Here is an 11,529-nt window from a genome sequence, read left to right as displayed (position 1 = left end):
GCCCCCGGCTTTCCCCAGAAGTCGTGGCCCGCGCCACTGAGCGCCTGCGCGACGTGCAGCGCAACTTCGCGCGGACCGGGGGAGTCCACGCCGCCGCCGCGCTCGATGCCGACGGCCAATTGCTGGCGTCCTTCGAGGATGTGGGCCGCCACAACGCCGTCGACAAGGTCGTGGGCGCCCTCGTCCTGGCCAGGGCCCCGCGCGCAGTCTCCACGCCGCCCGTCGCCCTGACGCGTCAGCCCGTGCTGCTCGCCGTCAGCGGACGCGTCAGCTTTGAAATCGTCCAAAAAGCAGTCATGGCCAGAATCCCAGTCATTGCGGGTGTTTCCGCGGCCAGCACGTTGGCCATCGACCTGGCGCTGCGTTCCCACGTGACGCTGGCGACGTTCGTCCGGAACGGGCGCTTCAACGTCCACACCCACCCGGAACGGCTGGAATCCGCGCAACCTCGCGAAACTCCTGGACCCTGACCCCATGCATCCATCCCACCCACGCGCTCCGTACCGTTCGCGTCAGACCGGCACCGTAGATGCAATGTGTTGGGGGACGTCACCTTCGCGCGGGGAAGCGAAGGGGCGACTCCCGGTGTTCGCTGGGACCCCCTGAGATGCGACGAGAGTCGGATGATCCAAAGATTTCACACCATGTCACGTCTTACTCACAGTGCGGGGGGTTGCAACGCGCCGCACAAGCATGGCAAAAAGCAGTTCTTTCCGACTTGAAGATTTTCAGCCTCAACGGCATCCTCTACCGGAACTGAACACTCAGTGGGCGGGTAGAGGGGGGTGGACACGATGAGCAGCGCAAGTACTGGTGCGGCGGTCGGTGCTCCTGGGTCGGCATCCGCTCAGGGCAATGTGGGGGGCGCGGCGGAAGAGCTGGTTCCCGGGCCCAAGCTGGCGCCCGGCTTCGCGGCGAAGCTGAACCTCACCGTAGACCTGGTCTTGATGTCGGCGGTGCTGACGGCCTCGGCGTGGCTGGACGGGCTGCTGTGGGCCCAGCCCGGCTGGCTGTTGCCCGCGCTGGTCGTCGCGTCCCTCATCGTGTGGATCATCACCGGCACCGCGCTGTGTCTGTACGACTCGCGCTTCGCGGAGCGCAGCAAGCTGGACCACGTGGCCCTCGTGTCGGTGACGACGCTGGCCGTTGTCACGGTGCTGGCCGTGGTGCACCTGGCGCTGCCGGAGACGATGAAGGTCCCCGGCCTTGCCCCGCTGCTCATCCTCTTCTGGCCCGTGGCGTTGCTCCTGCGGCTGTTCGTCTTCCGTTCGGTGGCCTCCCAGGAGCGCCCCACGGACACGGTGGTCATCGTCGGCACGGGCGCCATGGGCCGCTACTCCGGCGAGGACCTGACGCGCCGCGGCCGTCGTCAGCTCATTGGCTACGTGCGCTTCCACGACGACACGGGCTCCATCGGTGAATTGCCCGCCAAGGTGCTGGGCACGGTGGATGACCTGGAGCACATCCTGCGCAACACCGCCGTGGACGAAGTCTACATCGCCGGCAACACGCTCAAGCAGGGAGAGGCGATGCAGGCGTCCATCAAGCTGGCCGAGCGATTCGGCGTCCCCTTCGCGCTGCCCGCGCACAGCTTCCGCCTGGACCGCGCGCGTCCGGTGGACAGCCGCGCGGTGGCGGATGGCTTCCTGCACTTCGCGGCGGTGAGCCCCAAGCCGCACCAGATGGCGATGAAGCGCCTGTTCGACATCTGCGTGTCCGCCGTCGCGCTGTGGATGCTGCTGCCGCTGCTGGGCTTCGTGGCGCTCGTGGTGAAGCTCACGTCGAAGGGCCCCATCTTCTTCAAGCAGTACCGCGTCGGGCAGAACGGCAAGCCGTTCTACATGCTCAAGTTCCGCTCCATGGTGGTGAACGCGGAGGAGCTGAAGGAGAAGCTGGCCGCGCAGAACGAGCAGACCGGCCCTGTCTTCAAGATGAAGAACGACCCGCGCATCACCGGCATCGGTCGCTTCATCCGCAAGTTCTCCATCGACGAGCTGCCCCAGTTCATCAACGTGCTGCGCGGCGAGATGAGCATCGTCGGCCCGCGTCCGCCCGTGCCCAACGAGGTGGCCAAATACGAGACGTGGCAGCGCCGCCGGTTGTCGGTGCGCCCGGGCCTCACCTGCATCTGGCAGGTCTCCGGCCGCAACCAGATTTCGTTCGAGGAGTGGATGTACCTGGACATGCAGTACATCGACCACTGGACCCTCACGAGCGACCTGCGCCTGCTGCTCCAGACGGTGCCCGTCGTGATTACGGGGCGCGGGGCCAGCTAGGCTTCCAGGCGGCCTGACTTCCTCGGGGGCGGCATTGACGCGCCGCTCCCGCTCGTCTTCTATGCACACGGGCTGGCCGGCCAATTGCCGGAGCGCCCGCTCCCACCGTGACGACCCACAGCGAATCCTCTCAGCATGACGCCCAGGAGCGTGAACGCTCCCATGAGGCGATGGGCGCGGTGCGCAACGGCCTGCAGCTCGGCGGCTCGCTGCTGGTGACGTATGCCATCGCCTTCGGCATCCGTCCCCTGCTGACGCACTACCTGTCCCCGGAGGCCTTCGGGCGCTTCAACTGGGCGGACAGCTTCTCCGCCATCTTCTTCATCGCGACCAATCTCGGCCTGGAGATGTACATCCGCAAGGAGGTGTCGCGCCGGCCCGAACACGCCAGCGACTTCTTCGGCGCCTCCATGCTGGTGCGGCTGGTGCTCACGGGCGTGTTGATGGGCGCGCTCGCGCTCGTCATGAACTACCGGGACGACCCGCCGGAGATGCGCGCGCTCGTCTACGTCTTCGGCGCCGCGCAGTTGCTCGTCATGTGCAACGCGTCCATGGCGGCGCTGCTGCATGCCAAGGGCAAGGTCGCCGGACTCTCCATCTCCAACGTCGTCACCAAGCTGGTGTGGGGCGGCGGCCTGTTCGCGGTCGGCGTCATGGGCCTGCCCCTGCCGTGGCTCGCGGTGCCCGTCGTCGCGTCGGAGGCCATCAAGCTGGCGGTGGGCTGGCACCTGGCGCGCCAGCACATGGGGCTGGTGTTCCGCGTGGACTTCCCCGCGACATGGCGGGTGTTCAAGGCGGGCCTGCCCTACTTCCTCACCGCCGCGGCGCTCGCGACCAACGGGCGGCTGGACATCATGATTCTGGGGATGCTCGGCAACCACGAGGAGGTCGGCTGGTACAGCGCCGCGTGGAGCATCTCCAACGTCACCTTCGCCCTCAACCCCGTCATGGGCTGGGTGCTCCTGCCGCTGATGTCCCGCGCCGCCGCGCGCTCGGAAGAAGAAGTCAGCGCCATCGCCCGCCGCGCGCTGGAGGGCACGCTCGCCGTCACCGTCCCCATGATGATGCTCATCGTCATGGGCGCGCCCCTGTGGATTGGGCTGCTCGGCAAGGACTACTCGCTGGCCGTCAATCTGTTGCGGCTCCAGTCGCCCCTGTTCGTCCTCGCCTTCGTGACGATGACGTGCGGCGCCTGGCTCACCATGACGAACCGCGAGTGGTGGGTGACGGGCACCAGCATCTTCGGCAGCCTGCTGCTCAACCCGCTGCTCAACCTGATGCTGGTGCCGCGCATGCACGCGGCCTACGGCGACGGCGGCGGCGCGGCGGGCACCGCGATTTCCCTCCTGCTGATGGAGGTGGTCATCACCATCATCATGCTGGGCCGCATGGGCCGCTCCGCGGTGGACCGCCGGCTGCTCGTCAGGGTGGCCAAGACGGCGGTGGTCTGCGTGGCCATCGTCGCGCTGGACAGGACGGTGCTCCTCTCCCTGGAGGACTGGCCCCGGCTGGGCGTGGAGGCCACGCTGTATGTCTTCGGAGTCCTGGCGCTCGGCGCGGTGAAGCCGGGTGAAGTCCTGGCCGTGGTGAAGCTCGCGCGCCGCCGTGGCACCCCTGAACCGGAGCCGGCCGTCATCGCCGTCGCCCCCACTCCCTAGAGGAAACCGTCAGAGCCCATGTCGTCCTCGCCCCGCACCCATCGCCCCGCGCTCCACCTCCCGCCGCGCGTCCTCGCGTGCGCCGTGCTGCTCGTCGTGGCCTCCGCGTGCAGCGGGCTGGGCAAGTACACCTGGGTGGACGAGTACCAGGAGAAGCCGCCTCCGCCCGACGCCAGCTACCGCATCGCCGCGGGCGACTTGCTCAACATCCGCGTGTGGAACCAGGAGTCGCTCACCACGCAGGCGCGCGTGCGCGACGACGGGCGCATCAGCCTGCTGTTCCTGGACGACGTGGAGGCCGCGGGCCACAGCCCCGCCATGCTGTCGCAGCAAATCCAGACGCGGCTGAAGGACTACATCAACCACCCCGTCGTCACCGTGGCGCTGGAGATGGCGCGCCCCATCAAGGTGACCATGGTGGGCGAGGTCAACCGCATTGGCCCGCTGGAAATCGACGTGGGCGCAAGCCTCCTGCAGGCCCTGGCCGGCGCGGGCGGCTTCACCGAGTACGCGCACCAGGACCGCATCTTCGTCATGCGTCACGAGGACGGACAGGGCCCGCTGCGCATCCGCTTCCGCTACCAGGACCTCATCCACGCCGAGGGGCGCGCGCCGACTTTCCGCCTGCGCCCTGGTGACGTGGTGGTGGTGGAGTGAGCAGTGCTGGGGGCGGCGCTCACCGCGATGTGGCTGGAGGTCTCCTCCACCGCCATCACCTACACCGCGTCGGTGCGGGTGGACTCGCGCGTGCGCTCCAACGAGGACCCCGCCGAGGACGCGCCCTCCGTCGCCGGTGACACCGACTTCACGCCGATATTGGGCCTGGAGCGGCGCGAGGGGAACACCACCCTCCAACTGGACTACGCCCCGCGCATCAGCCTGCGCGAAGTCACCGCCCAGGCGCGCACCGAAGTGCAGCACGTGGGCCGCTTCGCCGCCCTCTGGCGTCCCGAGCGCGGCCTTTCCTTCCGGCTGAGCGAGGAGCTGGTGGTGGGCAGCGTCAACCTGCTCACCACGGACGCGCTGCCGGACTTCGACCCGGACCCGATAGACCCGGACGGCCCGCTGCGCCCGCCCGTGGGCGGCGGTCCGCTCCAGCCGCTCCCGGAGACGGACACCGTCCACTTCGTGTCGTCCGCCACCTCGCTCACCGGCGAGACGAGCTGGCTGGGACGGCGCTGGCAGTTGTCCGCCACCACCGGCTTCTCCGTCAGCGGCGGCCTGGACGGCCCGGCCCGGGAAGCCGTCCCCCTCCAGTACGGCCCGCGCCTGGACACGTCGCTGAGCCACGCGCTGTCCTCGCTCAGCGCGCTGACGACATCCGCCGCCGTCACGCACGCGCGCTTCTCCACCGGCGCCAACAACACCGTCGTGACGCTGACGGAGAGCTGGACGCGGCGGATGACGCGAAGGACTTCAGTCGAGGCCGGCGCCGGGGCCAGCATCGTCCGCTCCCTCACCGCGACGGGAGTCGACCCGGACCCCGGCGAGGAAGGCGCGGACGCAGGGCCCCGCACGGAGCTGTTGCCCAACCTCACCCTCGCGGTGGGCCACCGGATTCCCTCTCGCACCGCGGACTTCGACGGAAGGTTGGGGCTGCGAGTGTCTCCCTTCACGGACCGGCTGACGGCGCGCGTCTACCCTCGAGCGGACCTCACCGTGACGGGGACGTGGGCGCTGGGGCCTCGCGTGCGCGTGGCCACCACGGGCGGCACCGCCTTCGCGGTGGGCGGCGCGACAGGCGACCGGCTGGTGTCCGGCGGGGTGACGGCATCCTGGATTCTCAACAGTTGGATGTCGGTGGATGCCGACACACGCGGGACGTGGAGCCGCTCGCCCGAGTTGCCGGCGGCCCGCTTCCAGTGGGCGGCGGCGTTGGGCCTGTCGCTTCGTCAAACTGGTATCCTCTGAGTTCAAGGCCCATGGCGAAGCTCATCCTGATGTCCGTCCTCATCCTCACCATCACCCTCCCCGCGATGGCGGCGAGGGATGAGAATCCGATGAGGGGACTGAAGAAGGCCATCCTGTGGGTGATCCTCTTCAACGCGGCATACACCTACGGCGTCATCGTCTGGGTGCCACGGCTCGGCTTCCACTGAGCGCGACTGAGAAGAAAGGCTGACGACGGATGGAGCCCCAAATGCACACGGTTCTCCTGGTGGAGGACGCGCCCTTCTTTCGGAAGATGCTGGGCGACTACCTGCGTGCCATGGGATTCAAGGACGTGGTGGAGCTGCCCAATGGCCAGGCCGCGCTCAAGCACCTGGCGGGAGCGGCGCGTCCGGACCTCGTGTGTCTGGACCTGACGCTGCCGGATATCTCCGGCTACGACTTGTGCGAGCACATCCGCCGCACCGTGGGCATGGCGGACGTGCCGGTGCTGGTGGTGAGCGCGCGCGACTTGCCGGAGGACAAGGCCCACGCCGAGGAGGCGGGAGCCAACGGCTACCTGGGCAAGCCCTTCACGCAGGATGAGTTCTCCCGTCGGGTGGGCCAGCTCCTGAAGAGCGCCGCGGCGAGGAGGACGTCGTGACGATGCCGGCCCCCGGGCCGCGGGGTCCACAGGCCGTCCCTCCCCGACCGGCGTACACGCCGGAGCGGGCGGAGACGAATGCGCCGTCGGACCTCATCGACTGGGGCTTCGCGATTGACGCGGTCTTCTATGTGAAGAACGCGGTGCTGCGGCACTGGTTCCTGGCGCTGCTGGTGATGGTCGCGGTGTCGGGGCTGGCGGCGGGCGTCAGCAAAATCATGCCGCGCAAGTACCACGTCGAAACGCGGATGCTGACGCAACGCAACTTCATCATCGCCTCGCTGGCGAACCCGGGCCGCTCCATTCCGGTGGACGCGGACCAGCCCACGCGCGCGGCGTGGGAGATGGTGATGAAGACGGACAACATCAAGGCCATCGTCCGGGACGCGAAGCTGGTGGAGTACTGGGAGCTGCAGCGCTCGCCCATGAGCAAGCTGAAGGAGACGCTGCTGCGCAAGCCGCCGCCGCCCATGTCGGACGACGACAAGCGCGATGCGCTCACCGCCATGCTGGAGCAGGCCATGCTCGTCATGGTGGAGGGTGGCACGGGCACCGTCACCATCGGCGTGGACTGGAGCGACCCGCAGCTGGCGCTCAACATCGTGGAAGCGGCGCAGAAGAACTTCCTGGAGATGCGGCAGGCGGCGGAGATGGGTGCGGTGTCGGAGGCCATCACCATCCTCGACAAGCAGGTGATTGACGAGGGCGAGGGAATCAAACAGGCCATCGCCGCGCTGGACGCCACCGTGAAGCGCGTGGAGACGAAGCGCAAGCGCGACGAGGCCAAGGCCGCGACGCGCGGAGGCCGGAACGCGCAGGCGCAGGCGGGGCTGGGCATCAACACCAACCACCTGCTCGCGCAGATGCGGTTCATGGTGCAGACCAAGCGCCGGGCCATCTCCGACGTGGAGGAGTTCCGCGCACGGCGGCTGACGGAGCTGCGCAACCAGTTGGCCGAGCAGCGCGTCATCTACTCGCCGCAGCACCCGCTCATCACGGACCTGGAGCAGCGCATCATCGCGCTGACGGAGGACTCGCCGCAGTTGGTGGCGCTGCGCTCGGAGCTCAACGAGCTCATCAACGAGTACATGCGCAACGGCGGAGACCCGGGCGAGCTGGAGCAGGGGACGACGGGGCCGCTGTTGGGCGCGGCGGCGTTCGGCGGGCCGACGACGGCGGACAACCCGGAGGTGTCGGTGGCGGCGGACCGGGTGCGCATGCTGGTGATGCGGCATCAGGAGAAGATGCGGCGACTGGACCAGGCGAAGACGGAGCTGGAGATTTCGCGCGCGTCGATGAAGCACCGCTTCAGCGTGCTGGCGCCGCCGCAGTTTCCGGAGAAGCCGTCCAAGCCGAAGGTGCAGCTCATCCTCGCCGCGGGCGTGGTGGGTGGCATCGCCATGGGCATCTTCGCGGCGGTGGCGCTGGACATCATCCGTCGGCGCATCCTGGAGAAGTGGCAGGTGGAGCGAATCCTGAAGCTCCCGGTGCTGGCGGAGCTGGAGCGGCGCTGACGCGCGCTCGGGGGAGAGTCTCGTGACGGTGTGGACCTGGGTGGACCTGGCGCTGTGCGTGGCGCTGTTGCCGGTGGTGGTGGCGTGCGGCTACCTGCTGCTCCTGACGCTGCTGTCGTGGCGGCGCGCGGCGCCGGTGCCTCCCGCGCCCACGCGCAAGTTCGACGTGGTGATTCCCTCGCACAACGAGGAGCTGGGCATCGCCCGCACGGTGGCGAACCTGTCCGCGGTGGACTACCCCGCGTCGCTGCGGCGCATCCTCGTCGTGGCGGACAACTGCTCGGACGCCACGGCCGAGAAGGCGCGCGAGGCGGGCGCAACGGTGCTGGAGCGGCACGACACGGAGAAGCGCGGCAAGGGCTATGCGCTCGCGTACGCCTTCGAGTTCAGCCAGAAGGACGGCTTCGCTGACGCCGTCGTCGTGGTGGACGCGGACACGGTGGTGTCCCCCAACCTGCTGCATGCGTACGCGCGGCGGCTCGCGGACGGCGCGCACGCGGCGCAGGCGCACTACGGGGTGATGAACCCGACGGCGTCGTGGCGCACGCGGCTGATGACGATTGCGTTGGGCATGTTCCACAAGGTGCGCTCGTCGGGGCGCGAGGCGATGGGCGTCTCCTGCGGCCTGCGCGGCAACGGCATGTGCTTCACGCACGCGGTGCTGCGCGAGGTGCCGCACGACGCCTTCAGCGTGGTGGAGGATTTGGAGTACGGCATCCGCCTGGGCCGCAAGGGCCACCGCGTGCACTACGCCTGGGAGGCGGAGGTGCAGGGGGAGATGGTCTCCGCGGAGAAGCAGAGCCGCTCGCAGCGCCAGCGCTGGGAGGGTGGGCGCAGCCAGATGCGCAAGCTGCACGGCTGGCCGCTCCTGAAGGACGCGCTGAAGCAGCGCAGTGGGTTGCTGCTCGACTTGTCCATGGACGTGCTGGTGCCGCCCTTGAGCCAGTTGGTGCTCGCGGCGGTGGGCAGCGCGGTGGCGGCGTCGGTGCTGGTGTGGTTGTCGGGTGGCACGGCGGTGTGGGCGTCGGCGCTGGCGGGCTTCGGGCTGATGAGCCTGGGTGCGTACGTGCTGCGCGGTTGGTGGGTGTCCGGCGTGGGGCCTCGCGGCCTGTTGGACCTGGCGTGGGCGCCTGTGTACGTCGTGTGGAAGGTGGGGCTGATGTTGCGCGGCCCCGGCGCGGAGAAGCGCGGCGAGTGGGTGCGCACCTCGCGCGAGGCCGAGCGCCCTTGATGCGTTGATGTGCCGGGCCCTCCGGGGCCCGTGACGTCCGCTTCGTGCGGAAACCATGATGGAGCCTGGAGCCTCGCGTGCGATGCGCGGCGTGGGCCCTCTGGATGATGGCCACCTCTCGAAACGCAGGGGTGGGCCTCGTGAACGCTGTCATTCCTCGGATGCTGTGTGGACTGCTGGCGCTGTTTGCCTCGCAGGTGCTGGCCCAGAGCAGCACCATCACCGGCACGGTCATCGATGCGCAGAGCCGTCAGCCCATGCCCGACGTGGTCATCACCGCGGCGTCGCCCAATCTCCAGGGCGAGCAGACGGTCCTCACCGACGCCCAGGGCGAATACCGCATCCCCCAGCTCCCTCCCGGCGTGTACACCCTTCGCTACGAGAAGGCGCAGTACAAGCTCTATGCGCGGAGCGACGTGCAACTGCGGCTGAACCGCACCATCCGCGTCAACGTCGAGCTGCTCCCCGAGTCCCTCGGCGAGGTGGTGGAGACTTGCGGCGCTCCGACCATCTGCGAGGGCTGCTATCCCACGGGCGTCAACGTGGACCAGCAGTTCATCAGGCGCATCGCCGCTCCCGGTTCGGGCGGCACGTCACGGTCCTTCGAATCCCTGGCCGAGCTGGCCCCGAGTGCCGAGAGCGACCAGTACGGCGTGCCCATCGAGGAGGCGCTCACCGTCGTGAGCGCGGCCCCTGTGTACAACCTCTCCCCCGCGATGCCCGGCATGTCGATGACGCTGCGGCTCCATCCCCTTCCGTCGGGGCAGCCCCTCAGGAGACTCCGGCGCGGCGAGCCGATGACTCGCGCGCACTACTTCGACATGTACTTCAAGGGGTACGGGGTGAACCCCACGGTGGAGACGGAGGACGAGCGCTTCTCCACCTTCTCCGTGGACACCGACACCGCCTCGTACACCCTGGCGCGCGCATATCTGGAGCGCTCGGTGCTCCCCAGTGAGGGAGCCGTGCGCGTAGAGGAGTTCGTCAACACGTTCGACCATGCCTACCCGGCCCCTGCCGATGCCCCCTTCAACGTCCACGTGGAGGGCTTTCCCTCCCCCGCGCGCAAGGGCTACCAGGTGGTGCGCATCGGTGTGAAGGCGCGCGAGGTGAGCGACGCGCAGCGCAAGCCGAGCCACCTCGTCTTCGTCATCGATGTCTCCGGTTCAATGCAGGGAGACCAGCGGCTCGGGCTGGTGAAGCGGGCCCTGCTGTTGCTGGTGAACGAGCTGGACGCGAGAGACCGGGTCTCCATCGTCGTCTACGGCTCCGAGGCGCGGCAGGTGCTGCCTCCCACGAGCGCGGAAGACAAGGAGCGCCTGCTCACCGCCATCGACGGGCTGCACAGTGAGGGCTCCACCAACGCACAGGCCGGCATGGAGCTCGGCTATCGAATCGCCTCCGAGCACCTCCTCGAAGGAGGCACCAACCGCGTCATCCTCTGCTCGGACGGAGTGGCCAACAACGGCATCACCGACGCGGACGGCATCTGGTCGCGAGTGAAGAACTTCGCCGCGCAAGGCATCACCCTGTCCACCGTGGGCTTCGGCATGGGCCACTACAACGACGTGCTCATGGAGCGGCTGGCCCAGGTGGGTGAGGGCAACTACGCCTACGTGGACCGCCTGAAGGAAGCGCATCGCATCTTCGTGAAGAACCTCACGGGGACGCTCCAGGTGGTGGCCAAGGACGTGAAGCTTCAGGTGGAGTTCGACCCGAAGGCCGTCTCGCGTTACCGGCTGCTCGGTTACGAGAACCGGATGCTGTCCAAGGAGCAGTTCCGCGATGACCGCGTGGACGCGGGTGAGGTGGGCGCGGGCCACTCCGTCACCGCGCTCTACGAGGTGAAGCTGAACAAACCCGCGCCGAGCCTGGGCACGCTGCGCATCCGCTACAAGGCGCCGGGGGGTGGGGACTCGAAGGAACTGGAGACGAAGCTGGCTCGCGGTGCGCTCCAGGCCAGCTATGGGGCGGCGGCACCCACCGCACGACTGGCTTATGTGGCGGCGGCCCTGGCGGAGAAGCTGCGGGGTTCCTACTGGACGCGCGCGCTCACGTACGGCGCCCTGGTGGAGCTGTGGGAGGGCCTGGGCGCCCCCCTGAAGGCACGAGAGGACGTGAGCGAACTGGGCGGCCTCATCCAAAGGGCGGCCTCACTGGACAAGCGTCAGGACCTCTTCGAGTCGTTCGCTCCGGTGAAGTCGATGGACTTCGACCACGAACCCTCGGGGCCCCAGGACGTCGGGCTCGAATGAAGGACGTGCCGAAACCATGATGAAGCCTGGAGCCTCGCGTGCGGTGCGAGGCACGGGCGTTC

The 11,529-nt window shown here is 68.6% G+C and carries 10 protein-coding genes; all 10 read left to right on the top strand.

Annotated elements, in window-relative coordinates:
• On the top strand, positions 1-470 hold a 470-nt coding region (locus HR086_RS20455; RefSeq protein WP_174466444.1), incomplete at its 5' end, for a formate dehydrogenase accessory sulfurtransferase FdhD.
• Between the two features lie 315 nt (positions 471-785).
• Complete coding sequence (gene epsZ, locus HR086_RS20450; protein WP_174466443.1) at positions 786-2,276, top strand: exopolysaccharide biosynthesis polyisoprenyl-phosphate hexose-1-phosphate transferase EpsZ; 1,491 nt, start codon at positions 786-788, stop codon at positions 2,274-2,276.
• 107 nt (positions 2,277-2,383) lie between these two features.
• A complete protein-coding gene (gene wzx, locus HR086_RS20445) occupies positions 2,384-3,934 on the top strand; it encodes an exopolysaccharide biosynthesis flippase (protein WP_371817289.1) in 1,551 nt (516 codons plus the stop codon).
• A gap of 18 nt (positions 3,935-3,952) precedes the next feature.
• Positions 3,953-4,591 carry an exopolysaccharide export protein EpsY gene (gene epsY / locus HR086_RS20440; protein ID WP_174456161.1) on the top strand — a complete coding sequence of 213 codons (639 nt, stop codon included), beginning with the start codon at positions 3,953-3,955 and terminating at the stop codon, positions 4,589-4,591.
• A gap of 3 nt (positions 4,592-4,594) precedes the next feature.
• Positions 4,595-5,845 (top strand): exopolysaccharide export protein EpsX, encoded by a 1,251-nt coding sequence (gene epsX / locus HR086_RS20435; RefSeq protein ID WP_174460410.1) that lies wholly within the window; start codon positions 4,595-4,597, stop codon positions 5,843-5,845.
• A gap of 11 nt (positions 5,846-5,856) precedes the next feature.
• The gene (locus tag HR086_RS20430; protein WP_174456159.1) at positions 5,857-6,033 is read left to right on the top strand and encodes a hypothetical protein; all 177 of its coding nucleotides are present in this window, start codon (positions 5,857-5,859) and stop codon (positions 6,031-6,033) included.
• 29 nt (positions 6,034-6,062) lie between these two features.
• Positions 6,063-6,467, top strand: coding sequence for an exopolysaccharide biosynthesis response regulator EpsW (gene epsW, locus HR086_RS20425; RefSeq protein WP_141647184.1), 405 nt, complete (start codon positions 6,063-6,065; stop codon positions 6,465-6,467).
• A 2-nt stretch (positions 6,468-6,469) separates the two neighbouring features.
• Positions 6,470-7,981 (top strand): PCP family exopolysaccharide biosynthesis protein EpsV, encoded by a 1,512-nt coding sequence (epsV, locus tag HR086_RS20420; protein ID WP_217439474.1) that lies wholly within the window; start codon positions 6,470-6,472, stop codon positions 7,979-7,981.
• A gap of 22 nt (positions 7,982-8,003) precedes the next feature.
• Entirely contained in the window at positions 8,004-9,212 is a 1,209-nt protein-coding gene (gene epsU / locus HR086_RS20415) for an exopolysaccharide biosynthesis GT2 family glycosyltransferase EpsU (protein ID WP_141647182.1), read from the top strand.
• A gap of 140 nt (positions 9,213-9,352) precedes the next feature.
• Complete coding sequence (locus HR086_RS20410; RefSeq protein ID WP_174466442.1) at positions 9,353-11,467, top strand: von Willebrand factor type A domain-containing protein; 2,115 nt, start codon at positions 9,353-9,355, stop codon at positions 11,465-11,467.
• Positions 11,468-11,529 lie beyond the last annotated feature (62 nt).

It is taken from the genome of Myxococcus sp. CA039A (assembly GCF_013336645.1).
Taxonomy (GTDB): Bacteria; Myxococcota; Myxococcia; order Myxococcales; family Myxococcaceae; genus Myxococcus; species Myxococcus llanfairpwllgwyngyllgogerychwyrndrobwllllantysiliogogogochensis.
This window is presented reverse-complemented; position numbering and strand designations above follow the sequence as displayed.

Coding starts and splice junctions, on each gene's coding strand:
- epsY (WP_174456161.1), top strand. CDS start 3,953: ATGTCGTCCTCGCCCCGCACCCATCGCCCCGCGCTCCACCTCCCGCCG.
- epsW (WP_141647184.1), top strand. CDS start 6,063: ATGGAGCCCCAAATGCACACGGTTCTCCTGGTGGAGGACGCGCCCTTC.
- HR086_RS20430 (WP_174456159.1), top strand. CDS start 5,857: ATGGCGAAGCTCATCCTGATGTCCGTCCTCATCCTCACCATCACCCTC.
- epsV (WP_217439474.1), top strand. CDS start 6,470: ATGCCGGCCCCCGGGCCGCGGGGTCCACAGGCCGTCCCTCCCCGACCG.